At 68.5% G+C, this 26,150-nt stretch carries 30 protein-coding genes and 1 pseudogene; 23 read left to right on the forward strand and 8 right to left on the reverse strand.

Features of this window, described 5'->3' with window-relative positions; genetic code table 11:
* The first annotated feature begins 62 nt into the window (after positions 1 to 62).
* Genes uvrB through MKCMC460_RS13925 form a run of 3 tightly spaced genes read left to right on the forward strand, consistent with a single transcriptional unit; the run spans position 63 to position 5,065 of the window.
* On the forward strand, positions 63 to 2,219 hold the full coding sequence (gene uvrB / locus MKCMC460_RS13915) for an excinuclease ABC subunit UvrB (RefSeq protein WP_238305882.1): 2,157 nt from the start codon (positions 63 to 65) through the stop codon (positions 2,217 to 2,219).
* Positions 2,216 to 3,622, forward strand: coding sequence for an MFS transporter (locus MKCMC460_RS13920; RefSeq protein ID WP_238305884.1), 1,407 nt, complete (start codon positions 2,216 to 2,218; stop codon positions 3,620 to 3,622). Before uvrB ends, MKCMC460_RS13920 begins: the two co-directional genes overlap by 4 nt.
* A gap of 24 nt (positions 3,623 to 3,646) precedes the next feature.
* Entirely contained in the window at positions 3,647 to 5,065 is a 1,419-nt protein-coding gene (locus tag MKCMC460_RS13925) for an MFS transporter (RefSeq protein ID WP_236975260.1), read from the forward strand.
* On the opposite strand, the gene MKCMC460_RS13930 is transcribed toward MKCMC460_RS13925, so the two are convergent.
* Complete coding sequence (locus tag MKCMC460_RS13930) at positions 5,039 to 6,607, reverse strand: glycosyltransferase family 39 protein (RefSeq protein WP_236975258.1); 1,569 nt, start codon at positions 6,605 to 6,607, stop codon at positions 5,039 to 5,041. The two genes, MKCMC460_RS13925 and MKCMC460_RS13930, sit on opposite strands and share 27 nt — an antisense overlap.
* Positions 6,608 to 6,788: 181 nt before the next feature.
* On the opposite strand from MKCMC460_RS13930, the gene MKCMC460_RS13935 reads away from it, so the two are divergent.
* Positions 6,789 to 7,229: a universal stress protein gene (locus tag MKCMC460_RS13935; RefSeq protein WP_236975256.1), complete on the forward strand. Its 441-nt coding sequence runs from the start codon at positions 6,789 to 6,791 to the stop codon at positions 7,227 to 7,229.
* A 5-nt stretch (positions 7,230 to 7,234) separates the two neighbouring features.
* Here MKCMC460_RS13935 and MKCMC460_RS13940 read toward each other — a convergent pair.
* Positions 7,235 to 7,420: pseudogene (locus tag MKCMC460_RS13940) on the reverse strand (MBL fold metallo-hydrolase); the annotation flags it as partial.
* Positions 7,421 to 7,435: 15 nt separating this feature from the next.
* Here MKCMC460_RS13940 and MKCMC460_RS13945 point away from each other — a divergent pair.
* The 13 genes from MKCMC460_RS13945 to MKCMC460_RS14000 all read left to right on the forward strand — a co-directional run bounded on the left by MKCMC460_RS13945 (position 7,436) and on the right by MKCMC460_RS14000 (position 14,687).
* Complete coding sequence (locus MKCMC460_RS13945) at positions 7,436 to 8,872, forward strand: recombinase family protein (protein WP_236975254.1); 1,437 nt, start codon at positions 7,436 to 7,438, stop codon at positions 8,870 to 8,872.
* Complete coding sequence (locus tag MKCMC460_RS13950) at positions 8,869 to 9,222, forward strand: hypothetical protein (RefSeq protein ID WP_236975251.1); 354 nt, start codon at positions 8,869 to 8,871, stop codon at positions 9,220 to 9,222. Before MKCMC460_RS13945 ends, MKCMC460_RS13950 begins: the two co-directional genes overlap by 4 nt.
* A gap of 128 nt (positions 9,223 to 9,350) precedes the next feature.
* Entirely contained in the window at positions 9,351 to 9,566 is a 216-nt protein-coding gene (locus MKCMC460_RS13955) for a hypothetical protein (protein ID WP_236975249.1), read from the forward strand.
* Positions 9,563 to 9,901, forward strand: a complete 339-nt coding sequence (locus MKCMC460_RS13960) for a hypothetical protein (RefSeq protein ID WP_236975247.1) — start codon at positions 9,563 to 9,565, stop codon at positions 9,899 to 9,901. The genes MKCMC460_RS13955 and MKCMC460_RS13960 overlap by 4 nt, the downstream gene beginning before the upstream one ends.
* A 20-nt stretch (positions 9,902 to 9,921) precedes the next feature.
* Complete coding sequence (locus tag MKCMC460_RS13965) at positions 9,922 to 10,890, forward strand: hypothetical protein (RefSeq protein WP_236975245.1); 969 nt, start codon at positions 9,922 to 9,924, stop codon at positions 10,888 to 10,890.
* Positions 10,887 to 11,009 (forward strand): hypothetical protein, encoded by a 123-nt coding sequence (locus tag MKCMC460_RS31400; protein WP_255730577.1) that lies wholly within the window; start codon positions 10,887 to 10,889, stop codon positions 11,007 to 11,009. The genes MKCMC460_RS13965 and MKCMC460_RS31400 overlap by 4 nt, the downstream gene beginning before the upstream one ends.
* Entirely contained in the window at positions 11,006 to 11,182 is a 177-nt protein-coding gene (locus MKCMC460_RS13970; protein WP_236975243.1) for a hypothetical protein, read from the forward strand. The genes MKCMC460_RS31400 and MKCMC460_RS13970 overlap by 4 nt, the downstream gene beginning before the upstream one ends.
* Positions 11,179 to 11,391, forward strand: coding sequence for a hypothetical protein (locus tag MKCMC460_RS13975; RefSeq protein WP_236975241.1), 213 nt, complete (start codon positions 11,179 to 11,181; stop codon positions 11,389 to 11,391). Before MKCMC460_RS13970 ends, MKCMC460_RS13975 begins: the two co-directional genes overlap by 4 nt.
* 258 nt (positions 11,392 to 11,649) lie before the next feature.
* Entirely contained in the window at positions 11,650 to 12,141 is a 492-nt protein-coding gene (locus tag MKCMC460_RS13980) for a phage terminase small subunit P27 family (RefSeq protein ID WP_236975233.1), read from the forward strand.
* Positions 12,142 to 12,158: 17 nt separating this feature from the next.
* Entirely contained in the window at positions 12,159 to 12,437 is a 279-nt protein-coding gene (locus tag MKCMC460_RS13985; RefSeq protein WP_236975231.1) for a hypothetical protein, read from the forward strand.
* Positions 12,438 to 12,748: 311 nt separating this feature from the next.
* A complete protein-coding gene (locus tag MKCMC460_RS13990; RefSeq protein WP_236975229.1) occupies positions 12,749 to 13,879 on the forward strand; it encodes a phage major capsid protein in 1,131 nt (376 codons plus the stop codon).
* Positions 13,880 to 13,893: 14 nt separating this feature from the next.
* Positions 13,894 to 14,145 carry a hypothetical protein gene (locus MKCMC460_RS13995; RefSeq protein ID WP_236975227.1) on the forward strand — a complete coding sequence of 84 codons (252 nt, stop codon included), beginning with the start codon at positions 13,894 to 13,896 and terminating at the stop codon, positions 14,143 to 14,145.
* On the forward strand, positions 14,142 to 14,687 hold the full coding sequence (locus tag MKCMC460_RS14000) for a hypothetical protein (RefSeq protein ID WP_236975223.1): 546 nt from the start codon (positions 14,142 to 14,144) through the stop codon (positions 14,685 to 14,687). The genes MKCMC460_RS13995 and MKCMC460_RS14000 overlap by 4 nt, the downstream gene beginning before the upstream one ends.
* Here the strand turns inward: MKCMC460_RS14000 and MKCMC460_RS14005 are convergent.
* Positions 14,684 to 14,956, reverse strand: coding sequence for a hypothetical protein (locus MKCMC460_RS14005; protein WP_236975221.1), 273 nt, complete (start codon positions 14,954 to 14,956; stop codon positions 14,684 to 14,686). The genes MKCMC460_RS14000 and MKCMC460_RS14005 overlap by 4 nt on opposite strands.
* A 122-nt stretch (positions 14,957 to 15,078) precedes the next feature.
* Here MKCMC460_RS14005 and MKCMC460_RS14010 point away from each other — a divergent pair, with 122 nt between their 5' ends.
* On the forward strand, positions 15,079 to 15,618 hold the full coding sequence (locus MKCMC460_RS14010; RefSeq protein WP_236975218.1) for a hypothetical protein: 540 nt from the start codon (positions 15,079 to 15,081) through the stop codon (positions 15,616 to 15,618).
* On the opposite strand, the gene MKCMC460_RS14015 is transcribed toward MKCMC460_RS14010, so the two are convergent.
* The 3 genes from MKCMC460_RS14015 to MKCMC460_RS14025 all read right to left on the reverse strand — a co-directional run bounded on the left by MKCMC460_RS14015 (position 15,613) and on the right by MKCMC460_RS14025 (position 17,784).
* On the reverse strand, positions 15,613 to 16,644 hold the full coding sequence (locus MKCMC460_RS14015) for a tyrosine-type recombinase/integrase (RefSeq protein ID WP_236975217.1): 1,032 nt from the start codon (positions 16,642 to 16,644) through the stop codon (positions 15,613 to 15,615). The genes MKCMC460_RS14010 and MKCMC460_RS14015 overlap by 6 nt on opposite strands.
* A complete protein-coding gene (locus tag MKCMC460_RS14020) occupies positions 16,641 to 16,958 on the reverse strand; it encodes a hypothetical protein (protein WP_236975215.1) in 318 nt (105 codons plus the stop codon). The genes MKCMC460_RS14015 and MKCMC460_RS14020 overlap by 4 nt, the downstream gene beginning before the upstream one ends.
* Positions 16,959 to 17,106: 148 nt before the next feature.
* Positions 17,107 to 17,784, reverse strand: coding sequence for an MBL fold metallo-hydrolase (locus tag MKCMC460_RS14025; protein ID WP_236975213.1), 678 nt, complete (start codon positions 17,782 to 17,784; stop codon positions 17,107 to 17,109).
* A 142-nt stretch (positions 17,785 to 17,926) separates the two neighbouring features.
* On the opposite strand from MKCMC460_RS14025, the gene uvrA reads away from it, so the two are divergent.
* From uvrA to MKCMC460_RS14050, 5 genes are all read left to right on the forward strand, one after another.
* Positions 17,927 to 20,839: an excinuclease ABC subunit UvrA gene (gene uvrA, locus MKCMC460_RS14030; protein ID WP_236975211.1), complete on the forward strand. Its 2,913-nt coding sequence runs from the start codon at positions 17,927 to 17,929 to the stop codon at positions 20,837 to 20,839.
* Between the two features lie 32 nt (positions 20,840 to 20,871).
* Positions 20,872 to 21,162: a hypothetical protein gene (locus MKCMC460_RS14035; RefSeq protein WP_236975198.1), complete on the forward strand. Its 291-nt coding sequence runs from the start codon at positions 20,872 to 20,874 to the stop codon at positions 21,160 to 21,162.
* Positions 21,163 to 21,168: 6 nt separating this feature from the next.
* Positions 21,169 to 23,055, forward strand: a complete 1,887-nt coding sequence (locus tag MKCMC460_RS14040; protein ID WP_238305886.1) for an alpha/beta hydrolase — start codon at positions 21,169 to 21,171, stop codon at positions 23,053 to 23,055.
* A gap of 91 nt (positions 23,056 to 23,146) precedes the next feature.
* The gene (locus MKCMC460_RS14045; protein WP_236975194.1) at positions 23,147 to 23,620 is read left to right on the forward strand and encodes an LppA family lipoprotein; all 474 of its coding nucleotides are present in this window, start codon (positions 23,147 to 23,149) and stop codon (positions 23,618 to 23,620) included.
* Positions 23,617 to 23,997, forward strand: coding sequence for a YbaB/EbfC family nucleoid-associated protein (locus tag MKCMC460_RS14050; protein WP_238305888.1), 381 nt, complete (start codon positions 23,617 to 23,619; stop codon positions 23,995 to 23,997). Before MKCMC460_RS14045 ends, MKCMC460_RS14050 begins: the two co-directional genes overlap by 4 nt.
* A 25-nt stretch (positions 23,998 to 24,022) precedes the next feature.
* Here MKCMC460_RS14050 and MKCMC460_RS14055 read toward each other — a convergent pair whose 3' ends face one another.
* Together MKCMC460_RS14055 and MKCMC460_RS14060 are read right to left on the reverse strand one after the other, a co-directional pair.
* A complete protein-coding gene (locus tag MKCMC460_RS14055; RefSeq protein ID WP_236975185.1) occupies positions 24,023 to 24,916 on the reverse strand; it encodes a DMT family transporter in 894 nt (297 codons plus the stop codon).
* Positions 24,917 to 24,950: 34 nt separating this feature from the next.
* Positions 24,951 to 26,144 carry a winged helix DNA-binding domain-containing protein gene (locus MKCMC460_RS14060; protein WP_238305890.1) on the reverse strand — a complete coding sequence of 398 codons (1,194 nt, stop codon included), beginning with the start codon at positions 26,142 to 26,144 and terminating at the stop codon, positions 24,951 to 24,953.
* Positions 26,145 to 26,150 lie beyond the last annotated feature (6 nt).

The raw sequence follows: 26,150 nt of genomic DNA on the forward strand, positions 1-26,150 counted from the left end.
CGCCGGCCTTCGGGGCCGCTCGCGCCGAGGACTTGTCGGTCCCGTTGACTACCCTGGCAGACATGGCTTTCGCCACCGAACACCCAGTAGTCGCGCACTCCGAATACCGCGCCGTCGACGAGGTCGTCCGCACCGGCGCCAAATTCGAGGTGGTCAGCCCGCACCAGCCCGCCGGTGACCAGCCGGCGGCCATCGACGAACTGGAGCGGCGCATCAAAGCCGGGGAGCGGGACGTCGTGCTGCTCGGCGCCACCGGCACCGGCAAGTCGGCGACGACGGCCTGGCTGATCGAACGCCTGCAACGGCCCACCCTGGTGATGGCGCCGAACAAGACGCTGGCCGCACAGCTGGCCAATGAACTGCGGGAGATGTTGCCGCACAACGCAGTCGAGTACTTCGTGTCGTATTACGACTACTACCAGCCGGAAGCCTATATCGCGCAGACGGACACCTACATCGAAAAGGACAGCTCCATCAACGACGATGTGGAGCGCCTCAGACATTCCGCGACCTCGTCGCTGCTGTCCCGGCGCGACGTGGTGGTGGTCGCCTCGGTGTCCTGCATCTACGGCCTGGGCACCCCGCAGTCCTACCTGGACCGCTCGGTGGAACTGCAGGTCGGAAACGAAGTGCCCCGGGACGCGCTGCTGCGGCTGCTGGTCGACGTGCAGTACACCCGTAACGACCTCTCCTTCACCCGCGGCTCCTTCCGGGTACGCGGCGACACGGTGGAGATCATCCCCTCCTACGAAGAGTTGGCCGTCCGGATCGAGTTCTTCGGCGACGAGATCGAGGCGCTGTACTACCTGCACCCGCTGACCGGGGACGTGGTGCGCCAGGTCGACTCGCTGCGCATCTTTCCCGCCACCCACTACGTCGCCGGCCCGGAGCGGATGGCGCAGGCGATCTCCACCATCGAGCAGGAACTGGCCGAACGCTTGGCCGAGCTGGAAGGTCAGGGCAAGCTGCTGGAGGCGCAGCGGCTACGGATGCGCACCAATTACGACATCGAGATGATGCGCCAGGTCGGATTCTGCTCGGGCATCGAGAACTACTCGCGGCACATCGACGGCCGGCCCGCGGGCTCGGCGCCGGCCACCCTGCTGGACTACTTCCCGGACGATTTTCTGCTCGTCATCGACGAGTCGCACGTCACCGTGCCGCAGATCGGCGGCATGTACGAGGGCGACATGTCGCGCAAGCGCAACCTGGTCGAATACGGGTTCCGGCTGCCGTCGGCGGTCGACAACCGGCCGCTGACCTGGGAGGAGTTCGCCGACCGGATCGGGCAGACGGTGTATCTGTCGGCCACTCCCGGACCATACGAACTCAGCCAGACCGGCGGGGAGTTCGTCGAACAGGTCATCCGCCCGACCGGGCTGGTCGACCCGAAGGTGGTGGTCAAGCCGACCAAGGGCCAGATCGACGACCTCATCGGCGAGATCCGCAAACGCGCCGAGGCGGACGAGCGCGTCCTGGTGACCACACTGACCAAGAAAATGGCCGAAGACCTCACCGACTATCTGCTGGAGATGGGCATCCGGGTGCGCTATCTGCACTCCGAGGTCGACACCTTGCGCCGGGTCGAGTTGCTCCGACAGCTGCGGCTCGGCGACTACGACGTGCTGGTGGGCATCAACCTGCTGCGTGAGGGCCTCGACCTGCCCGAGGTGTCCCTGGTGGCGATCCTGGACGCCGACAAGGAAGGCTTCCTGCGATCCACCCGCAGCCTGATCCAGACCATCGGCCGCGCCGCCCGCAACGTCTCCGGCGAAGTCCACATGTACGCCGATAAGCTCACCGACTCCATGAACGAGGCGATCGACGAGACCGAGCGGCGGCGGGCCAAACAGATTGCCTACAACGAGGCGCACGGCATCGACCCGCAGCCGCTGCGCAAGAAGATCGCCGACATCCTCGACCAGGTCTACCGCGAGGCCGACGACACCGAAGTCGGCGTCGGCGGATCGGGGCGCAACTCCTCGCGCGGTCGGCGGGCCCAGGGCGAGCCGGGTCGTGCCGTCAGTGCGGGCGTCATCGAGGGACGCGACACCTCCTCGATGCCGCGCGCCGAGCTGGCCGATCTGATCAAGGACCTCACCGCGCAGATGATGGCCGCCGCGCGGGACCTGCAGTTCGAGCTGGCGGCCAGGTTCCGCGACGAGATCGCGGACCTCAAGAAGGAGTTGCGGGGTATGGACGCCGCCGGCCTCAAGTGACGCAGACAGCGCGCGCGACCGGCAGCTGGCGTGACCTGCTGGGTCACCATCTGGGTACCTGCACCGTGCTGGCCGGCGGCGTCGCGATGTACGCCACCAACGAGTTCCTCACCGTCAGCCTGCTCCCCAGCGCCATCGCCGAGATCGGCGGCAGCCGCCTCTACGCCTGGGTGGTCACGCTGTATCTGGTCGGCTCCGTGGCCGCGGCCACCACCGTCAACGCGACATTGCGGCAGTTCGGAGCCCGCGTGTCATTTCTGCTGGGACTGTCCGTGTTCGGGGTGGCCAGCCTGGTATGCGCGGTCGCCCCGACCATGCAGGTGCTGATCGCGGGCCGCACCTTGCAGGGAGTCGCCGGGGGCCTGCTGGCCGGACTCGGCTACGCGCTGATCAACGCCGAACTGCCGCGCGAGCTGTGGACCCGCGGGTCCGCGCTGGTCTCGGCGATGTGGGGGGTCGCCACGGTGGTGGGCCCCGCGATCGGCGGGGTCTTCGCGCAGTACGGCCTGTGGCGCTGGGCTTTCGGGACGATGACGGTGCTGAGCGTTTTGATGGCGGCCCTGGTGACCGCGGTGCTGGGCGCCGAGCGGGCCGTCGCGGCGGGGGAGCACTCCACCCGCCAGGTGCCGGTGTGGTCGCTGCTGGTGATCGGGGCCGCCGCGCTGGCGGTCAGCGTCGCACAACTACCGCGCAACGCCGCCGCCATCGCCGGCCTGGTGTTCCTCGGGCTGCTGCTGGTCGCGGCATTCATAGCGGTCGATCGCCGGAAGCAGGCAAAGGTGCTGCCGCCCAGCGTGTTCGGCTCCGGTCCGTTGAAGTGGATCTACCTGACCATGGCGATGCTCATGATGGCGGTGATGGTCGACACGTACGTGCCGCTGTTCGGGCAGCGGCTGGGACACCTGTCACCGGTCGGCGCCGGCTTCCTGGGCGCCTCGCTGGCTGTCGGATGGACGGTCAGCGAGGTCGTCAGCGCGTCGCTGCACAACCGACGTGTCATCGGATACGTCGTGCTGGTCGCGCCGCTGTTGATGGGGACCGGGCTGGCGGTGGGCGCCCTGACGCAGAGCGCGGACGCTTCGCCGAGCCTGGTCGGGCTGTGGGCGCTGGCTCTGGTGATCGCCGGCATCGGCATCGGCATGGCTTGGCCACACATGTCGGTGCGGGCCATGGAGTCCGTCGACGACCCGGCCGAGAGCAGCGCGGCCGCCGCCGCGATCAACACCGTGCAGCTGATCTCCGGAGCCTTCGGCGCCGGGATCGCCGGCGTGGTCGTGAACACCGCTCCGGGCGACGCGGTGATTCAAGCCCGCTGGTTGTACGCGGTGTTCACGGTGCTGGCCGCGGTCGGTGTGCTGGCGGCGTATCGGGCGACTCGCCGGGATCGGCGGTCACTGCGTTAACACCGCACCTCTTACGGTAGGAGCGTGACGGAGACGGTCAGTGAGACCGGCAGTTGGCGTGAGCTGTTCGGTCGGCATCTGGGCACCTGCACCGTGCTGGCCGGCGGCGTCGGACTCTACGCCACCAACGAGTTCCTCACCGTCAGCATGCTCCCGAGCATCGTCGCGGACATCGGCGGTGAACGCCTGTTCGCCTGGGCGACCACGCTCTATCTGGTCGGCTCGGTGGTCGCGGCGACCACGGTGAACCCGATGCTGGTGCGGGTCGGAGCACGATCGTCATATCTGATGGGGCTCACCGTCTTCGCGTTGTCGAGCCTGGTCTCGGCACTGGCGCCGAACATGCAGATCCTGGTCGCCGGACGCATGCTGCAAGGCCTCGCGGGCGGCCTGCTGGCCGGTCTGGGGTATGCGCTGATCAACTCCGCGCTGCCGCGCCAGCTGTGGACCCGCGGCTCGGCGCTGGTCTCCACGATGTGGGGGGTCGCGACGCTGGTCGGACCCACAACCGGAGGGATCTTCGCCCAGCTGGACTTGTGGCAGTGGGCGTTCGTGTCGATCGCGTTCGCCGCCGCACTGATGGCGCTGCTGGTGCGGAAAGTGCTGCCGGCTGGGCATATCGGCGGCGAGAAGCCGATCGCCCACCCGGTGCCGGTCTGGTCGCTGCTGCTGATCGGGGCGGCTGCGCTGGCCGTCAGCGTCGCGGAGCTGCCGCAATACCGGATTCAGACCTTCGGGCTGCTGGCCGCCGCCGCGCTGCTGGTGGTGGTCTTCGTGATCGTGGACTGGCGGATGCACGTCGCGGTGTTGCCGCGCAGCGTGTTTGGTTCCGGGCCGCTGAAGTGGATTTACCTGACCATGGCCGTGCAGATGGTGGCGGCGATGGCCAACACCTATGTGCCGTTCTTCGGGCAGAAGCTGGCCGACCTGAGTCCGGTGGAATCCGGGTTTCTGGGGGCCGCGCTCGCCACCGGGTGGACCCTCGCCGAGGTGGTCAGCGCGTCGCTGACCAACCGGCAGGTGATCGGGCATGTGGTCGCGGTGGCTCCGCTGGTGATGGCGTCCGGCCTGGCGCTGGGTGCGGTAACGCAGCGTCCTTACGCCTCGCTGTCGTTCGTGCTGCTGTGGGCGCTGGCCCTGCTGATCACCGGTGCGGGCATCGGAATGGGGTGGCCTCATCTGGCGGTCCGGGCGATGACCGCCGTCGACGACCCGGCCGAAAGCAGCGCGGCGGCCGCGGCGATCAACATCGTCCAGCTGAGTTCCGGGGCGTTCGGCGCCGGACTGGCGGGCGTCGTCGTCAACACCGCACCCGGCGGCGAGGTGACGTCGGCGCGCTGGCTGTTCGCGGTGTTCACCGCACTGGCCGCCCTCGGATTCCTCAGCTCCTATCAGGCAACCCACCGCGACCGACGCTCACCGGGTCGACTTGACGACCTGTGAATAGTGGAACTGCCACCGCTCGACGATGTGAAAACCCAGATGGCCCGGGAACTGATAGGCCGGTGAGCGCCCGAACGCTCCCGGCGGAAGTGACTGTCCCACTTGGTGATCGGGCTGCGAAGGGTCGTGGTTGGTGATGGTCCACAGGGTGGAGCATTTGTTGATCTTGGCGGTCGTCAGCCAGACCGCGACGTGGCCGTCCCACAACGTGCCGGCCTTGGGTCCGTAGGCGCCCCGTTCGATGTCGATCAGGGAGTGGAAGGCGGCCGGCCGGGTGGCCACCAGGGCGCGGATCGGCCCGGGCAGCCAGGGCACCGTGTTGTCCAGCAACAGACAGTCGCCGGGTGCGGCGTGGGCGCTGATGACGTCCGCCACTTGGCTGTAGTCCCACCCCTCCTTGGCGTACGGCCCACGCTGGATGAAGTAGTAGCCCGGAAACGCGGCCACGGCCATGGCTACCAGCAGGGCGGCCACCTGCCACCGGGTGCGGGCGATGGCGACGATGCAGATTGCCAGGATCACCGCCGCGGCGGGGGCGGTGAAGATCAGGTATCGCGGGTAGTAGATCGGTTCGCTGAGCGCCGAGTAGATCAGCACGGTGCCGGTCGGGATGACCACCCACAGCACACTGATCAGCAGCAACCGGCCGGTGCCGGCCTCGGCCCTGGCGCGCCCGGCCAGCCGGAGGCCAGCCGCGACGACCACCAGGACACCGGCGAGGATGGCGAAGGCGATGCTGTGGTCGAAGAACTGCCGGTGCACGACGTCGAGGAACAGGTTGCGGTGCAGCCCCGCGATCCAGCCGACCTGAAAGACCTGGTTGTGGGCGAACAGCAGGAAAGGCGTCATCGCTCCGAGCGCGACGGCCGACGCCACCGCAAACCAGATGGCCGGCCGCTTACGCGGCTTGCCCGGGGCCACCGCGGGCAGGATCGCCGCGTACACCGGCACCAGCAGCACCGTGTTGATGCTGACCAGAATGGTGAGCATCAACGCCAGCGCGTAGGACACCCACATCCGGGCCCGATTACGTCGCACCGCGGCGACGAACAGCACGGTCAGCCAGACCGCGGCGGCGACCGACAGCGCGTAGGAGCGGGCCTCGATGCCCGCCCATGTCACCCTGGGCAGGATCGCGAAGACGACGCCCGCGCACAGTGCCGTCGTCCGCCCCGCGAACTGCTTCGCGAACACCACCACGCCTGCGGCGGCTGCCCCCACCGCCAGCGCGCTGGGTGCTCGTGACCAGAATTCGGTCGGGGGGAAGATCGCGAACCAGCCGTGCATCAGCAGGTAGTAGAAGCCGTGGACGGCGTCGATGTGGCTCAGCAACTTCCACAACTCGGGCAGCGTGCGGCTGGCCGACGCCGAGATCGTCGCGCCTTCGTCGTACCACAGCGACGGTCGCGCGGCCCAGGCGCCGCTGACGACCGCGGTCAGCGCGGCTATCGCCCACGGGTCCAGCAACCTGCCGCGCGAAGTTGCCGACGACGCCGATTCGGCGCCGTCAGCCACGGGATCTTCGACGACAGGGGTAGACATGATCGCCTACCACCTTAAGTGGAGCTTTGCCGAACAGTGCAGTTGAGCGGCCCGGCGACGTGAGCTGCGCAATGCGGCGGACACGACCGTGAGGGCTGCCACGCCGCAAATCTCTCCCACCACGGTCCAGCAACGCGATACTGTCTTGGGTTGGCTGAGAAACCGACACCTGGGAGGGTAAATGAGCGCCTATCAAACCGTTGTCGTAGGTACTGACGGCTCGGATTCGTCGCTGCGCGCGGTCGAGAGGGCGGCCAAACTCGCCGGAAGCGACGCCAAGTTGATCATCGCGTCGGCGTACCTGCCCCAGCAGGAGGACGCCCGCGCGGTCGACGCCCTCAAGGGCGAGAGCTACAAGGTGACGGGCACCGGTCCGATCTACGACATCCTGCACACGGCCAAGGAACGGGCGCACATCGCCGGCGCGAAGAACGTCGAGGAGCGCGCGATCGAAGGCGCCCCGGTGGATGCGTTGGTGCAGCTGGCCGAGTCGGAGAAGGCGGACCTGCTGGTGGTCGGCAACGTCGGCTTGAGCACGATCGCGGGACGGCTGCTGGGATCGGTGCCGGCCAACGTCTCGCGTAAGGCGAAGGTCGACGTGCTGATCGTGCACACCACGTAGCCGGCCTACCAGCCGCGCTCACGCCATTCGGCCAGGTGTGGGCGTTCGGCGCCCAGCACGGTGTCGTCGCCGTGGCCGGGGTAGATCACGGTGGCGTCGTCGTACACGTCGAACACCCGGCTGGACACGTCGTCGAGCAGCTGCTCGAAGTCACCGGGTTGCCAGGTCTTGCCGACGCCGCCGGGGAATACCGTAGGCTCTTAATTGTGAATACTTCGGTCGGCGAGCGCGTCGCGCTCTACGCGCGCATCAGCCAAGACACCAGCGGCCAGGCGGTTGGCGTCACAGCCCAGCTCGACCATGCCCGCACCTTCGCCTCAGCACGGGGTTATCGGATCGTGGCCGAGCACACCGACAACGACATCAGCGCGTTTCGTGGCGCCGAACGGCCCGGCTACCAGAAAGTTTTGCGGCTGGCGCGTGACCGGCAGATCGACCGTGTCATCGTCTACCAGCTCACCCGCATGACCCGGAACCGAGGTGAGCGCGCCGAGTTCATCGACTCATTCCACGCGTGCAGGGTCAACGTGTCCGAGGCCCAGGGCGGCGACTACGACCTATCAACGGCGGCCGGCCGCTCCTGGGTCGACATTCAAGGGGCGTTGGCAACCTGGGAATCTGAAATCAAGTCCGAGCGCGTCACAGCCGCGGCCGCGCGACGTGCCCGCTCAGGCCGGCCATCCAGCGACCTCGGCTACGGGTGGCAGAAGAGGGGCCGCGGGGCTGACGCCACCTGGGTCGAACACCCGCAACAGGCCGGTGTTGTCCGTGAGGTCGTCGACCGTCTGCTCGCTGGTGACACCCTCCGCGGCATCACCGAGTCGCTCAACCAGCGCGGCGAGCCGGCGCCCAACTCGGCGCGGTGGGGTAAGACGTCGGTCAAGAAGCTCGCCATCCGAGAATCGAATATTGCGCAACGTGTTCACCATCGCGGCCTTCCCGATGAGGAACGTTTCGACGGCTGCTGGCCGCCGATTGTTGACCGCGCCAAGCACGAGAAAGTCGTTGCGCTGCTCACCGAGCCCGGGCGCCGAGTCAACGGCACCGCCCGCCCCGGCGCCCGCCGGCATCTGCTCAGCTGGGGGATAGGCGAGTGCGGGGTGTGTGGAGAGAAGCTGCGTGCCGTCACGCGCCGCGGGCAGCGCGGCAAGCCGCTCGATTTGTACATCTGCGACAGCAATAAGGGCTGCGTCGGCCGCTCCGAGCCGTCGGTCGACGAGGTCGTCAGGGAGGTCGTCATCGCGCGCCTGGCTCAGCCTGACGCACTGGACTGGCTACTCGGCGATGATGCGGAGGCGCGGCGGTGGTCCGACCGTGCCCGCGAGCTGAATCAACGTCTGAGCGAAGCGGCCGACGCGTTCGCCGAGGGCGCCATCAGCGCCGACCAGCTACGCCGAATCACCGCGCGCCTGCAGCCCGAGCTCGATGAGGCCGAACGGCGCCGCGCCGAGTCCGTCGTCTCGCTGGACATCAGCGCGGTGCAACCGCTGGCCGGCCCGCGAGCTCGAGAACGATGGGACGAGATGGCCGTATCCCAGCGCCGCGCCATATTGCAGGCGCTGCGACTGCGCGTGATTATCGACCGCACCCGGCCCGGTCCAGGTTTCGACCCCAGCAGCGTCAGATTCGAGTGGGACCGATGATCGACCGCATCCGCGTTTTCTGCGACGACGCCGTGCACTCCCGCGGCACTTACGAGCTCGGGGCGCTGATCTGCGACACCAGGGGATGGCGGCCAGTGCCACCCGAAAACGGGCGGCGATGCATTTCTCTGCAAGCTCTGCGCGAAATCGACGGTCGCACAGTGGAAATCGAACCAGGCTCCGATCTGCTCACGCCGAGCGACGCGAGCAACGTCCGGTACCGAATGCTGTTTGAATGCCACGGCCAGACGACGCCCGCGAGGTACGAGTCGCTAGCGGCATTCCTCGACACGTGGGCGGCGCACGGCCAAACCTCCATCAGTCTTAAGAATCTCGCTGCTAGCCTGTGAAGCGCCAACGACCGGTACGTCGGGCGCCCCGTAACAGCGTCGGTGAGCGCCAACAAGGGCCGGATGTCGCTCGGTGACAGCCTTGCCAGCGCGAGGGTTAATCTCTCGCGCTCTTGGAGGCCCTGGCGATGGCTTTGTCATCGGAAACCGCACATTATCGCGCTCGCATCGGTGCGCTGTCCCGCGACCGTAAGCCCGACGACCCGGAGCTGGTCGAGGCCCGCCGGGCGCTCCGTGCCCACCAACTGGCCGAGCACGTCGCGAGGGTCGTCGCCCAGGCGCCGCCGCTGACCGCCGAGCAGCGCGAGCGCATCGCCGCGATTCTGCGCGGCGGCGCAGCGTGAGCGACCGGCCCGGCAGCCTGATCGACTACGAACGCTCAGCTTGCCTGTGCGACGTCGGCGCACCCGACTATCTGGCCGCCGTCTGTGTGACCAACGCCGGCGACGAGGTGCTGTGGCTGGTAAGCAAGACCGCCCTCGCCGGGGGGCGCGCGCAACACGGAGACCCATCGCAGCCACACGAGGGGCTTGGGCGGCTGCCGGCCACCATGCGCGAGCGCATCTGGGGTGACAGTCTGCGCTGCGGGCGACCCACTTCGGCTGGCCAACCCTGCCGTCAGCGCGTCAAGGAACCTGGCCTGGCGTGCGGGCTGCACACCGCGAAGGCCGCAACGTGAGACCGCCGTTCGTCAGGGTCATGCCGGACGAGGTCGAGCGTTACGGCGCAGCGGCAGCCTTAGTGCTGGCCCACATTCGGTATCGGTGTGAGTCCAACGGACCTGGGCGCGTGACGGTGGCCGGCGTGCGTTGGTGGCGCGTGTCCTATTCCGAATTCGGCAGCGAAGTCGGATTGAGCGGCAGCGCAATTCGGCGCGCCTTGGAGCGTCTAGCAAACTCAATCGAGGTCGCAGAACACCCGCCGCGCGAGGACCGACGCCGATCTTACAAAATCGCCTCTGACCAGACAGAATACGAATCCGACAAACCTGCGAGCTGCCACAATACGAATCCGGCAGACCATGTGCCGAATTCGTACGATGGTCTGTCGAAATCGACACACCCCCCTGTCGAATCCGACAGATGCACTACTTATAGAGACCTTGGAGAAGTAACAGAAGAAGGGGGAGAAGCGCCCACCGTCGACGCCGAGCTCGTCGACGAGCCCACCAAGGCGATCGAGCAAACCGGCAAACAACTGCAGCGCATCAGCGGCGTACCCGCCGACCTGTCGAGCATTCCGGCCGAGCCGCCCCGCTACTGCTCGAGGCACATGCCTGCCGGCACAGAACTCAGCTGCGGTCCATGCCGCGATGCTCGGCACAACTACACGCGCTGGGAAAAGCGATACGGCGCAATCTGGGACGTGTTGCACCCGCCACCAATCGGCAAGACCGAAGCCAAGGCCCTCGGCAACCTGCTCGTCGCCGAGCGCCTGATTGCACGGATGGACTCGGATGACACGGAGCAACCGCCAGGGCCGGCCGCCGCGCCGCGCTATTTGTGCAACAGGTGCCGAGACCGCGGAATCGTGCTCAACAACGACGGCAAACCAGGCCGCGTCATCCGCGTCTGTCACTGCGACGGTGGCAGCCACCCAGCAATCGAGGGCGAACTCACCGATGAGCAACTCGCCTACGCACGCCAACTCCAAGGACAAACCCGATGATCGACGACACCGAATGGCGGGCCGCCGTCGCCGAGCTGACCGAATGGGACCACGCCGCCACCGACGACCCGCGAACCTACGCAGACCTGCACTCGCTCAACGGGATTCGGACACCATGAGCCACCTACGCGAACACCTCACCAACCCGGTCAGCGCCCTGGTCGCCGCCGCGCTGCGCCGCCGCTGCGAACTGTGCCACGCCCAACCCGGCCAGCACTGCCACAACCTCGCCGGTAACACCGGCCCGCTGCCCGGCGGCCGCATCGTCCACTTCACAAGGCTCACAACATGACCGCCGTCCTGGTCTGCCACCGCGAGCACCCGAGCACCGGCACACTGACCGCAGAGTGGACCTACTGGGACAGCCTCGAGCTGGCCCACCAGGCCGCGGCCGAGCTGCCGCCCTGCGGGCCACACTGCATCGGTGTGCACACCGTCGTCCCCGTCGAACTCGAGTCCGCCGCCCCCCGCGGCCGCCACCTCGCCAGGTTCCTGCCATGACCATCCGCCGCCCTGGTCCTCGGCGTGCCCATCCCCGCGCTGCCCGGCGCCCGCTGCCGCGGCCGACACGATCTGTTCGACCGCCCCCCGCGCCCGCTGCGCCGGGCGGCCGCCGGCCCCCGCCGCCCGGCGGGGAAGGGTCCAATCGCCGTGACGCCTGTGACGCGACCGCTTTGTCAAGGCCCCGTGGGCGTGGACCCAACAAATTCCGATTTTCCAGGCCGATTGTCGGGCCGAAACGACCGAAAGGTATTGATTATGGCGAGAACTGGCCGCAAGGCCACTCCGAACCGGCTCAAGCTGCTGGCGGGCAGTCGGGAGCGGGACTTGAACCGCGACGAGCCGATTCCGTCGCCACCTGCTGACGGTGTCGACTTGACGAAGCCGCCGCGTGGTCTGGGAGCCGCCGCGGCGAAGGTGTGGCGTGAGCTGGCGCCCGACTTGGTCGACAAGCAGGTGTTGGCAGTCTGGGACTTGACGCTGTTCGAGGCGTTCTGTCGGACGGTGGCGCACTATCGGGCGTTGGAGGCGAAGGTTCGCCAGGACGGCTACACCGGGGCAGGCAGCCAGGGGCAGCCGATCAAGTCGGTGTACTGGGCGGCGCGTAACGATGCGCTCAAGCAGCTCATGGCGCTGGCGGCTCGTTTCGGGTTGACACCGGCTGACCGCGCCGGCCTGGTCGAGGGCGTCATGCCCGGCGGGGCCGGCCAGGGCCGTCCCGTGCTCGGTCCCGAAAGGCTGCTGAATTGAGGGCCGAGGATCGCCGGTTGTGCGAGGAGTTCGTGTCGCGGATGCGCGCGAAGGATGGCATTGGCTCCGACGAGTTGGCGATGGCGCACCAGGTCACCGCTATTTGCGCGAACGCCGACACGGTCGAGGAGATGGCGCTGTACCGGCTGGCTGTGGCGACGGTGGGACTGTGGTCTGTCGACGACACCGGCCCTGCGTGGTTGATTGCGCGCGCGGAGTTGGTGGAGGTGCAACTGGACGCGGCCATCGCAGATGCGTCGCCGCCGGGCGATCCCGATGGGCCGGAATCGGGCTGAGTGCGGCCCTCGGCGACGAACACGCGCCGCCGAGGGTGGTTGCACCCTAAATCTCATTCGTGTCATTCTGGGGGCAGCCGTGGGCGCTGACTGACCGAGATGATCCGTCGGGTACCCGCGGTGAGGAGCCCGCCACCGAGCTGACCCGCCGCCGTGAAGGTTCGCCCGCCGCCGAGAAATCGACCGCCGCCGGAACCGGATCGACCGCCGCTCAGCGACGTCGCCGCCGCCGAAATCGCCCGTTTCGGGCACCCCTCATTCATGCTGCGCGGAATACGTTGCCGCGCACAATATTTCGGAGGCATCTTGCGATGAATCTCGCAGAGGAAGTCAAGACCAAGGCGGCCGCATACCGGGCCGGGCAGATCACCGATGCCGAGTTTTCGGCGTTCATGGACGACGCCGAGGCCCGCGCGGCCCAAGACGCGACCGCCCAGCGTGCCCGGCAGTGGCGCAACGCCGGCTATGCAGCCGCCGAGGGCGCCGTGGTCGGCAAGCAGGTGACCGGACGCCAGGTGGCGCCGCTCGGCCTGGACGAGGAGTCGTCGCGCGCGCTGTATGAGGCCGTGGTGTCGCGGCAGTCGCTGCAAGTCAAGGCGTTCTCGTCTCCTGACTCGCTGCTGCCGGCGCAGCTGGTGCCCAATGTCTTGGGGCCGGTGCACGAGAACCGGATTTTGGACCGGCTGCCGGTGCAGGCGATCAGCGCGCCGTCGGTCGAGTACATCAGGCACAACAGCACGACCGGCGCCGCGGCCGTGGTCGCCGAGGGCGGGCTCAAGCCCGAGCTGGTGCTCAACACGCAGCAGATGACCGCGACCGCGCAGAAAATCGCCGCGCACACCGCCACCACGTACGAGGCGATTTCGGACTGGGACTCGTGGACCGGCTATGTGCAGGCCGAGCTGTTCCGGCAGATCATCGACGTCGAGAACGCCGAGCTGTTGGGCGGCGCTGGCACGACCGGGCACCTCACCGGATTGCTGCACACCTCGGGAATCCTGACGCACGACCACAGTGCGGACGCGACTGGCGTCACGACGCTGGACGCGGTGGAGATGAGCATTGCGGCGCTGCGCACCGGGGCGGCGCTGGCTGAGCCGGACCTGCTGGTGCTCAACCCGCTCACCTGGTCGGCGATGCGCCGCGAGAAGGACAGCCAGAACCGCTACCTGGTCGCACCCGATCCCACCCAGGGCGCCGCGAGCTCGCTGTGGGGTGTCGAGGTGCTCGTCACCACGGTGCAGGCCGCCGGCACCGGACTGCTCATCGACAGCAGCAAGTTCGGCCGCGTCCTGCTGCGTGAGGGCCTGTCGCTGCGCACCGGCAGCGCCAACGACGACTTCACGCACAACCTGGTGCGGTTCGTCGGCGAGGAGCGCCTGGCGCTGGCCGTCGAGCGGCCGGCGGCGCTGCTGTCCATTACCGGCCTACCGACGAGCTGACAGGAGCGTCTGCGGTGAAAGTCAAGGTGCTGCAACCGTTTCAGGTCTGCCACGACGGCGCGATCCACCGGCCCGGCAAGACCGCCGAGGTGCCCGACCACGTCGGGGAGCTGTGGCTGGCCTCGGGATGGGTCGACGAGGTCGGCGGCCGCAAGCGCAAAGCCGGCTGGGTACCTCAGGCGGTGTCGGAGGCGGGCACGCCGGTGGTCGACGAGGACGGCAGGCCGGTCCCACCGGCCGGCGACGGCGCCCCTGTCGACGAGTGACCGCGCCGGCCAGCGCGACGCGCCGCGGCGTCTGCAGGCAGCTGCGCGGCGAGGCCGCGTTCGACATCATCATCGCCGGCGGCCACCGCGAGCCCGGCGGGGTGATCCTCGGGCCGAGCCAGTGGCGGCAACCGTTCCCCGAGCGGGTGCCAATCACCGTTGTACGGCACGGCGAAAGCCAGGTCGTCGGCGAAGGAACGCCGCTGCTCGACCGCAAGAACAACCTCCGCATCCGCGGCATGTGGTCAACGACCCCGCTCGGAGAATACGTGAGAACCCTTGTCGCGCAACGTGTTCTGCGTGAGGCGAAGCTGGAATATACCGACACCATCGACGACGCCGGCCAGCTGGTGCGCGAGGTGCTCGGCGGGGTGTTCACGCTGCCCACCGGGCCGCCGACCGTTGGCGGCGGCGCTGAGCCGGCGGCCGAGCTGCTCGGTCTGGCCGCCCGCATCTACACCGCCACACCGGCCCAGCGGGCCGTCCTGGCCGACCAGGTCATCGCCTGCGCTCTCGCGCTGGGAGGAACTGCGCCGGCCTAGTCGCCGAGGCCCAGCTCGTCCCGCAGCTGCCGCGCGGGAATCGTCTCGCCTGTCCGCAACAGCACGCTGAGGTCATCTTCGAGCAGCTCCATCGACAGGCTGATCACGTGGGCCGGCACGCCGCGGGCCAACGCATCCGCGACCGCGTCGCGCAGCTGGCCGGCTGCCGCACTGATGGCCTGGACGTCGTACACCCGAATCGTCGGGTCGTCAGCGTCCATCTGATCAAGCCAGCGTTCCGCTGCCTGGGTTCCACCCGACTCACTCACGCTGACCAGTATCCCGTCGCTCGCCACGCGGACCAAGAGCGCGACAGCGGGACTCAGCGTGTCCACACAAATGTGCGGCTAACGCGCTACGTGTGTCGGTGCCGCGCACTACGCTCTGCAACGTGCAGGTGCCGACTTGGATCGCGCTGGCCGCTTTGGTAGCACCGGCCATCTCGGCCGCGGTGGCAGTGATTCAGGCCAGACGCGCCACAAAAGCAAAGGACGCGGCGCAACTTCACGAGGCCAAAGCCGAACAGAACGCCGCACGAGCAACCAAGGCGGCCGAAGAAGCTGCGGCCTGGCAGCGCCAGGCCGCAGCGGCGGCCCAGCGGTCGGCCGAGGCCCTCGAGGCGCAGAACCGGATGGCTGAAGAACATGCTGAGCGCGCCGAGGGCGTTCCCTGGGAGTTGAGGCACGCACAAGGTGACCAGTACGACCTCTGGAATGTCACCGACACCGCCAAGTTTGGCGTAAAGATTTCAGGTGGGGGCGTTGCAGGTGATCCCGTGTTCGACCGTGTCGACGGCCGCAGCTCCGCGCGGTTCATGATTGCCCCGTTCGGCGGTGAAGCCGACCGGATAGATGTGACGTGGCACCGTCGCGACGACCTGTCCGATCAGCCGCCGCAACAGTGGCGAGGCACAAGGCCGCCGAAGCTATAGCGCGGCAAGCGCCGCAGCGCGTATCTCGTCGTCGTCGACGGCGGTGTACCGCTCGGTGGTGGCTATCGAGGTGTGGCCGAGGAGCACCTGGACGGCGCGCAGGTTACGGCTGCCGCGATAGGCGCGGGTGGCGAAGCGGTGCCGCAGCTTGTGCATCGACCAGCCGGCCGGCAACGCGTCGGCGACCAGCTTGCCGACGTGCTCGGCCGTGAGGTGCCCGCCGGCCGGCCACGCCGGGAACAGCCAACCGACGGCCGGCAGATACGGGGTGTGGCCGGCGGCACCGGCCCGCAGCACCGCGGCCAGCGAGTCGCTGATCGGCACGACCCTGGTCTTGCCGCCCTTGCCGTGTACGACGAGCTGCGGCCCGCCGACGCCGTCGACCAGGTCGCTGGTGTGGACCTGGGCGACCTCGGCGCGCCGCAGGCCGGCCTCGGCCGCGAGCCGCATCATCAACGTGACACGCGCATCCGCGGCCGAAATGGCTTGCTGCCAGGCATCATCAGGCACCGGCCGCGGCACCGCCGGCGGTATCCGCACCGCCGGCAGCTCGTCACCGATGTTGGCCGGCACGCGGCCGGCCCGGTGTGCCCAGCGGAAAAACTCACGCGCCGCAGCCCGGTAGAACCGCCGCGTCTCCGGTTTCCACTGCTGCCCGCCGAACCATTCGACGAGCAGCTGCCCGGTCACCTCAGCGGGTGGCCGGCCCACGCCGCGGGCAATGCGCGACACGGCGTGTCGGCGTGCGTCGACCGTGCGCGCGCTCTGGCCTGCCGCCGCCAGGTGCAGGCAGTAGTCGGCGACGGGTTGCCGCCACGCCGCCGGGATGCGGGCCGGCGCCGGCCCCGGCCGGCCGCCGCGGTACCGCTCGACCAGGTACGCCTCGATGGTCTCCAACCGGCCGGCGATCACAGGGCCGCCGGCATCGCGCAGCTCGAACACATTGCCGCGCCGCGCCATCTGCACCTGCAGCGCTGCGGCTTGGCGGCGCGCGATCCGCGCCCGACTGGCCTCGGTCGCCGTCATGTCAGAGCGTCGAGTGAGTCGGCCGCATCGAGCAGCGCAGCCGCCAGTCGACGGGCCTGCGGTGCCGTGAGTTCGGCGTCGCCGGTGTCGGGGCGGAGCAACACGTACCGGAACAGTTCGCCGTTGCCGTACTGCGCGCCGGCGACAGTCACGCTGACCTCGCCGACGTCGTGCTGCGACCACGTCAGCGGCCGGTAGCAGTCCTGCGGGCAGCTGCGGCCTGTGATGTCGTGCCAGATATCCCAGTCACCGGCGACCGCACCGGCAGGGATCGGCGGGCAAGAAGCATTGCTCAGGTCATTGTCGCGGCTCATGGCCGAGGAGCCTATTGCACCGAATTACGTTGGTAAATAGGCAATTTGAACGCTTAATCATTGCGCTACAGGGCTGTAGCGCGTTGGACAGTCGGCCGCGTAGACGGACGTGGCGCTCGGGCGAGCGCAGTATCGAGAGTGCCGCGCTTCACCAGCCGCGTTCGCGCCACTCCGCTACGTGCGGTCGCTCGACGCCGAGTGTGGTGTCGTCGCCGTGGCCGGGGTAGATCACCGTGGCGTCGTCGTAGCGGTCGAAAACTCTGGTTTCCAGGTCTCCGATGAGCGACTCGAATTCTTCCGGGCGTGTTGTACGCCCAGGACCGCCCGGGAACAGGCAGTCGCCGGTGAACAGCTGGGTGACGCCGCCGGTAGCGGGCCCGTCCAGGGCCAGTGCCACCGATCCCGGAGTGTGCCCGCGCAGGTGGATGACGTCGAAGGTGAGCTCACCGATCTGGATCGTGTCGCCGTTGGCCAGCAAACGGTCCGGTCGGACCGGTAGTGGCTCCGCGTCGATCTTGTGCGCCGCCGTGGGTGCTCCGGTGGCGGCGGCGACCGCCTCCAGGGCCTGCCAGTGGTCGAAGTGCTGGTGGCTGGTCACGATCAACGCCAGCTTGGGGGCGTGCCGGCGGATCAGGTCGATCAGCGCGTCGGCGTCGTTAGCGGCGTCGATGAGCAGTGTGTCTCCGGTCGCGGAACAGGTCACCAGGTAGGCGTTGTTGTCCATCGGGCCGACCGAGGCCTTCAGGATCGTCGCGCCGGGCAGCGTGCGCTGGGCGGCGGTGCCCGGGTCGACGTGTCCGGTGTAGGAGTCGGAAACAGTGATCATGCTGGTCACGCTACTTGGTCAGGCGCGGGCCGGCAGCGGCCGGACGAGGCTTGTCGGTGGCTGCACCTAGCATGGATTGCGGCCTGCGCTGTGAGCTGTTCGTCACGGCAGGGCTCTACGAGTTTCAGCTGAAAGGGACAGCGTGGCCGACCGTCTCATCGTCAAGGGCGCGCGCGAGCACAACCTGCGCAGCGTCGACCTTGACCTACCCCGCGACGCCCTGATCGTGTTCACCGGGCTATCCGGGTCGGGCAAATCGTCGCTGGCCTTCGACACGATCTTCGCCGAGGGACAGCGCCGCTACGTGGAATCGCTGTCGGCGTATGCGCGCCAGTTCCTGGGGCAGATGGACAAACCGGACGTCGACTTCATCGAGGGCCTGTCGCCGGCGGTGTCCATCGACCAGAAGTCGACCAACCGCAACCCGCGCTCGACGGTCGGCACCATCACCGAGGTCTACGACTACCTGCGGCTGCTGTACGCCCGCGCGGGCACGCCGCACTGCCCGATCTGTGGTGAGCGGATCGCGCGCCAGACGCCCCAGCAAATCGTCGACCAGGTGCTCGCGATGGACGAGGGCATCCGGTTCCTGGTGCTGGCGCCGGTGGTGCGCACCCGCAAAGGCGAGTTCGCCGACCTGTTCGACAAGCTCAACGCGCAGGGCTACAGCAGGGTTCGGGTCGACGGCGTGGTGCACCCGCTGACCGATCCGCCCAAGCTGAAGAAGCAGGAGAAACACGACATCGAGGTGGTGGTCGATCGCCTCACCGTCAAGGCCGGCGCCAAGCAGCGACTGACCGACTCGGTGGAGACCGCGCTCAACCTCGCCGACGGCATCGTGGTCCTGGAGTTTCCCGACGACCGCGACGAGCACGACCGGCCGCGGGAACAGCGGTTCTCCGAGAAGCTCGCCTGCCCGAACGGGCACGCGCTGGCCGTCGACGACCTCGAACCACGGTCGTTCTCGTTCAACTCGCCCTATGGCGCCTGCCCCGAATGCGTCGGCCTGGGCATCCGCAAGGAGGTCGACCCCGACCTGGTGGTGCCCGACCCGGAACTGACGCTGGCCGAGGGCGCGGTGGCGCCGTGGTCGGCCGGGCACACCGCCGAGTACTTCACCCGGATGATGGCCGGGCTCGGTGACGCGCTGGGATTCGACGTCAACACCCCCTGGCGCAAACTACCGGCGAAGGCGCGCAAGGCGATCTTGGAGGGCGCCGACGAGCAGGTGCATGTGCGCTACCGCAACCGGTACGGCCGCACCCGGTCCTACTACGCCGAATTCGAAGGCGTGCTGGCGTTCCTGCAGCGCAAGATGGCCCAGACCGAATCCGAGCAGATGAAGGAACGCTACGAGGGCTTCATGCGGGACATCCCGTGCCCGGTGTGTGAGGGCACCCGGCTCAAGCCGGAGATCCTCGCGGTGACGCTGGCGGCGGGGGAGCACGGCCCCAAGTCCATCGCCGAGGTCTGCGACCTGTCCATCGCGGACTGCTCGGATTTCCTCAACGCGTTGACACTTGGCCACCGCGAGCGGGCGATCGCCGGGCAGGTGCTCAAGGAGATCCAGTCGCGGCTGGGCTTTCTGCTCGACGTCGGGCTGGACTACCTGTCGCTGTCCCGGGCGGCGGCCACCCTGTCCGGCGGCGAAGCTCAGCGCATCCGGCTGGCCACCCAGATCGGCTCCGGTCTGGTCGGTGTGCTCTACGTGCTCGACGAGCCGTCCATCGGCCTGCACCAGCGCGACAACCGCCGCCTCATCGAAACCCTCACGCGCTTAAGGGATTTGGGTAACACGCTGATCGTCGTCGAGCACGACGAGGACACCATCGAGCACGCCGACTGGATCGTCGACATCGGGCCGGGCGCCGGCGAGCACGGCGGCCACATCGTGCACAGCGGGCCCTACAGCGAGCTGCTGCGCAACAAGCAGTCGATCACCGGCGCCTACCTGTCGGGCCGGGAGAGCATCGAGATGCCCGCGATGCGCCGGCCCGTCGACCCGAAGCGGCGACTGACCGTCGTCGGTGCCCGCGAACACAACCTGCGCGGCATCGACGTGGCGTTTCCGCTGGGCGTGCTGACCTCGGTGACCGGGGTGTCGGGCTCGGGCAAGTCCACTCTGGTCAACGACATCCTGGCCGCGGTGCTGGCCAACCGGCTCAACGGCGCCCGCCAGGTCCCCGGACGGCACACTCGGGTCACCGGCCTGGATCACCTGGACAAGCTGGTGCGGGTGGACCAGTCGCCGATCGGGCGTACGCCCCGCTCCAACCCGGCCACCTACACCGGCGTCTTCGACAAGATCCGCACCCTATTCGCGGCCACCACCGAGGCCAAAGTCCGCGGCTACCAACCCGGCCGGTTCTCCTTCAACGTCAAGGGCGGCCGGTGCGAGGCCTGCACCGGCGACGGCACCATCAAGATCGAGATGAACTTCCTGCCCGACGTGTACGTGCCGTGCGAGGTGTGTCAGGGCGCGCGCTACAACCGGGAAACCCTCGAGGTGCATTACAAAGGCAAGACCATCTCCGAGGTGCTGGACATGTCCATCGAGGAGGCCGCCGAATTCTTCGAGCCGATCAGCGGCATCCACCGCTACCTGCGCACCCTGGTCGACGTCGGGCTGGGGTACGTGCGACTCGGCCAGCCCGCGCCGACGCTGTCCGGCGGTGAGGCCCAGCGGGTGAAGCTGGCCTCCGAACTGCAGAAGCGATCCACCGGGCGCACCATCTACGTGCTCGACGAGCCCACCACCGGCCTGCACTTCGACGACATCCGCAAGTTGCTCAACGTCATCAGCGGCCTGGTCGACAAGGGCAACACGGTGATCGTCATCGAGCACAATCTGGACGTGATCAAGACCTCCGACTGGATCGTCGACATGGGTCCTGAGGGTGGTGCCGGCGGCGGAACCGTTGTGGCGCAAGGCACTCCGGAAGACGTCGCCGCGGTGCCGGAGAGCTACACCGGCAAGTTCCTGGCCGAGGTGCTCGGCCCGGCGAGCACCGGCCCCAAGCGGACCGCCAGCAAGCGACGCAAAGTCAGCGCGTAATTTCGCCGCGCCGCGGCGGTAGTCTCTGCGACGTGGACGAGTTGCTGCAGGTCGATCTGGACAACCTGCACCGGCTCGGCGCCACCCTGGCCGGGCATGCGGATGCGATCGCAGGGTGCAAACTCACCGTCGCGGTGGCGATGCCGGGCTCACCGGTCCAGATCGCCGCCGATCAGGTCGGCGACGGGGTGGTCAAGGCATTCGGCGTGGTCGGAAAGTGCGTGCGCCGAATGGCCGAGGCGTCGACCAACGCCGCCGCCACCTACGAGGAACTCGATCAGGCGTTCGCGGCCCAACGACGCCTGTACAGCGACGGCCGCTGAGTCGCGGTGACCACCATCAGCCACGTGCGTGGTTGCCAGCCCGAGACGATGACGGCGTTCGCCGAGGATCTGAGCGCACAGGGCAACACTTTCACCTCGCGCGTCGAGCAGGCCGAACGCGACGTCGACGCCGCGATGAACACCTGGAAGGGTGCGGCAGCCGGCGCCGCTTCGGTGCGCGCGACGTCACAGCGGCTGGCCGCCAACCACATCGGCTCCGCCGTGGTGACGCTGGCCGACACCTTCAACACTTACGGCGCCCAACTGAGCGGATACCGGAACACGTTGCTGCGAATAGTCGACGGCGACATCCCGGCCGCCGGGATGACCGTGGACGACGCGGGCAACGTCAAGGCGCCGCAAGTGCCGGGCGCACGATCGGGGGACTTGCTGGCCTACCTGCTGCAGGGGCAGCTCGACGGCCAGGCTGCCGATTTCCAGACGCGCGTGAAGAATCTGCTGACTCAATTCGGGGATGCGGAAACCCAAGCGGCGCAAGCGATCTCCACCGGACTGCAGGAGCTGACCGGTTACGCACAGCACCCCGACGGGCCGGCGGTGCGCCCGCAGGTGCAGGCCATCATCGACGGCCACGCCCAGCTGCCCACCGACCCCAAACAGCTGCACGATTTCTGGGCGGGACTTTCGCCCGCGGAGAAGGACGCCCTCTACCGCCACGACCACTACATCGGGAATCGCAACGGCTTGCCCGCGGTCGACCGTGACTACTACAACCGTGAAACCCTGGCCGACGAACTGAGCCGGGCCCGCTCCGCCGCGGCACAGGTCGAGGAGCTGCGCGCGCAGCACCCGGATTGGGCGGCGGGACACAACATTCCCTCACCCAACGAACCGGGTGCGATTTTCGACGACCGCGTGGCCTACGAGCAGTGGCAGCGGCGCTACGACGCCGCCCTGGCCGGCACGAGAACCCTGCCGGATCTGCAGGCCGTCGACAAGGCCGTCGGCGGCAAACCCGACCGCAAGCTGTTGCTGCTGGACACCCAGACCGGTCGACAGGCGCACGCTGCCGTCGCGATCGGCGACCCGGACACCGCCACCCACGTCTCAGTCACCGCGCCCGGGCTCAACACCACCGTGCACGGGGCAATCGACGGGATGGCCTCGGAAGCGACGCACGTCCGGGAAGAAGCGCTGCGACAGCTGCGCACCACCCCGGGGCACGCCCACGACACCGTATCGGCGATCGCCTGGATCGGCTACGACGCGCCGCAGGTCCCCGGAACCGACGACCTCGGCAGATCGCTGGCCGGCGGTTGGGACGTCAGCCACGACACCCTTGCCCGCGCCGGGGCGCACCAGCTGGCCGGCTTCTACGACGGGATCACGGCCGCCCATGACGGGGGGCCAGCGCATCTGACCGCCATCGGCCACTCCTACGGGTCGTTGACCACCGGCCTGGCCCTGCAGGAACCCGGCAATCACGGGGTCAGCGACGCCCTGTTCTACGGTTCGCCGGGCATCGAAGCCAGCACCCCACAGCAACTACATCTGCAGCCCGGGCACGTATTCGCCATGGAAACCCCGGACGACCCCATCCAATACACCTACGACGCACCGCCGCTGGTCCATGCCGGCGCCCCGTTCCTGCCGTTTCCGCTGAACGTGATCGCCGAGGGCGGCCTGACCGCGTTGGATGCCTCCGGAGCCGGTCATTTCGGACCCAACCCCGCCACCAACCCCGAATTCACCCGGCTGGCCACCGGTCCGGTCGCCATACCCGACGGACACGGCGGAAGCCTCAACCTGGAAGGCGCGCACGGGCACAGTGATTATCCTCGCCAGGGTGGCAACAACCTGCCGCGCACCACGGGCTACAACATCGCCGCCGTCGTCGCCGGCCTGGGTGACCATGCGATCCGCGGAGACTGACGACCAGATGAGAAAGCCCACCGCACCGATCCGCACGGCCGTTCGCTGCGCGGCGACACTTGCGGTTCTGCTAGCGACGACAGGATGCCACGTGGAACAGCCCTATCCGCCCACCCCGTCCAGCGATGCCGCACACGCCCTGCAGCAGCTGAAAGCCCTGCCGTCCTTGGAAGACACCAAGACCCAACTGCAGTCCGCGATGGACGCGATAGCCGCGGCGGCCAGCGCGAGAATTCCCTCGATCCGGTGGGAAACCCTGGACCAGGGCAGCAGCGACAACTGCCAGCGACCGTACGAGCAAACCGCTGGCCAGAGTTTCTTTCTGCCGCAACGCGTCGCGGAGAACGTCGCTGTTTCCGAGCCGGACTGGGCCGCGATCGTCGCGGCGGCCAAGGACTCGGCCGCCAAGCTGGACGCCACCGACGTCCAGGTGATGAAGGACCAGCCCAGGGATCACGACGTCTGGTTCTCCGGTCCCACCGGGCTGTCCATCAAAGTGTCCTACGGCGGCAACCTGGTGATCGCCGGATACACCGGCTGCCGGCTTCCCAACGACAAGAAGTGAGGCCGACGGGGTTGGCGGACAACGACTTCGAAGAGCTCGGGCTCAAGGTGCAGCGCGCTCAGCGCGCCCTCGAGCAGGCCCGCGGTGTCGGGACGGCCGACGGCATCCACGTGGTCGTGGACGCCGAAAACCGGCTGCTGTCGGTGAACGTACCCGACGAAGACGCGATCATCGCCGCCTACCGCGCCGCGGTGGCTGACGTACAGGTCAGGGTCGAGGACGCCATGAGCGAGGTGCGGTCCGACCCGCGGTTCGAGGCGATGTCGACCTTCGTCGAGGCGAACTCGGCTCGGCTGGACGCCGAGCGTGCCCAGCGTGAGCAAGACGACGAAGCCTACTACGAAGAACAGGCCCGACGCGGTTGGCGGGATCGCTGAAGGCGAAAGTCTTTGTCGCCCAGTGTCAGTGCACGCGCTGCAGAGCCGCTTCCTCGGTCTGGGCGCCTTCGCCGCGACCGAGTGCGACGGTCGCTGCCGCCATCGTCGCGATGGCGGCCGGCAGGATCACCGCCCCGACGCCGTGGGCCGTCAACTGCTCGCCCAGCACCACGACGCCCAGCGCCACCGCCACGACCGGCTCGCCGACCAGCATGACCGGCACCGACGCCTGCAAGGCGCCCGCCTGGAAAGCCCACTGCTGCAACGCGGTAACGGCCACGGCCAGCGTTACCAGCAGATAGGGCGCGGGAGCGGAGAGCAGGGCGGGCCAGCCGCCCACCCCGACCAGGTGTGTACACGTCTTGGTCAGCAGGGCGATCATCCCGAGTCCGACGGCCACCGCCACCCCCAGGGACGTCGCACGAACCCTGCCCGTGGTGCGACGTGCCACCCACACGCACAGCACCACCACCGGCACCGTCGCGGCGCAGGCGAGCGCCCAGGCCGGCGCCGTGGGGCGATAGTGTCCTTCCCTCGGCCGCCCGACCAGTACGAAAACCGCCAGCGCGGCGGTCAGTAACGTCGCCCACGCCCACTCGGGCCCGGTTACCCGCTTGCCGGTCCGCCAGGCACTCATGGGCAGCACGAACAGCAGCGAGGACACCAGCAGCGGTTGCACCAGCATCAGCGACCCGTGGGCGAGTGCGAGCGCCTGAAATGCGTAGCCGGCTACGGCCGACGCCGTCCCCGCCCACCACAGCCCGTCGCGAAGCACCGCCGCGGCGGCTGCCGGTAGCGGTTTGTCGCTGACGGTCGGACGCTGCAGAGCGGCCTGACGCACCACAATGCCCAAAGCCAGAAACAGCGACGCCGCCGCCGCCGATCCGATTGCCGCAAGGTGCGTACCCAGCCAATGCATGACCCGCTACATACCCCTTGCGCTCGTACCTGACTCAGGCCGGTGCCAGCGGCCCGCGGCCGGACTTGGACAGCGGCGAAGGAAAGCGCGGGCTGATTCGCGCCCCGTCCAGCCAGGCGGTGAGCTCGTCGGCCCGCTGCTGCAGTGCGCGGCGCCCGTCCGCGCCCGGGTCTTCCAGCAACTGCAGCCGGACCCGCCCGGGTTGGCCGGGCTCTGTTTCCTGGCACCAGCCGCCTACCACCTGCCCGTTCCACCACGCGGTGGGACCGGCGTTTCCGTTGCGGTCGAAAATCTGGTCGCGATGTTCGCCGAGATACCAGTCGCGTTCCGACCATCCCATCGTGGTGGGGTCCAGCGCCGGGAGCAGCGCGGCCCACGGCGGCGCGTCGGCCTCGGTGCCCAGGTCTTCGGCCAGCGCGTAACCGGGATTGCCGTGCATGTCCACTTCCACCGCCCCGATCGCGGCCAGCGCCACTCGGGTGGCGGTCAAAGTGGTGCCGAACCACCACTTGATGTCGGTGACACTGGCCGGCCCGAAGGTGTGCAGCCAACGCCGGACCAGTTCGGCGCGCGCCGTACCCTCGGGCGGTGGTGCGCCGGCCTGGTCCAACCAGTCCCGGGCCGGCACCCACCGTGGTCGTGACGTCGTCCAGGACCCGTCGTTGGGGCCGCGCACCACCGCACCGCTTGCGGCCAGCACGGTCAACACCCGGGGGGCCACCGGAGTTGAACCGCCCCAAGGTTTTCCGGGGGCGGGATCGTAGGTTCCGGCCAGCTCCGGCAGTGCCGCCCGCAGTTCGGACGTGTTCGCCGGACCGTGCTCGCCGAGGTGACGCAGCACGGCCGCGCCGGCCTGATTCAGCCACCCGTCGCCGTCGTCAGTCACGCCGGCCTTGTGCAGGTCGCCGATCAGGCGGCGCCGCTCGTTGTCGGCGACGGCGGCGCTGGCCGCCGACTGAACCAGCGGAAAGTCGTCGGTGTTCACCAGCCACAATGTCCGCCGCATCGCCAGATGTTTTATGGCAGAACGTCTTTGGTAGAGCAACCGGTCCAGGTCGGCGACGGTGAAGTCGGGGCAGCGGGCCCACAGCGACAGGTACGGCGTGGCCGGGTCGGTGGCGTGCAGGCCGAGCAGTCCGGCGGTGACGCGGGTCGCCGAACCCCGTGCCGACAGGAAGTGCCTGCGCGCCAGCCGGTTTCGGCGTTCCGCGATGCTGAATTTGCGCACGGCTCA

The organism is Mycobacterium sp. 20KCMC460 (genome assembly GCF_022179425.1).
Classification (GTDB): Bacteria; Actinomycetota; Actinomycetes; order Mycobacteriales; family Mycobacteriaceae; genus Mycobacterium; species Mycobacterium kiyosense.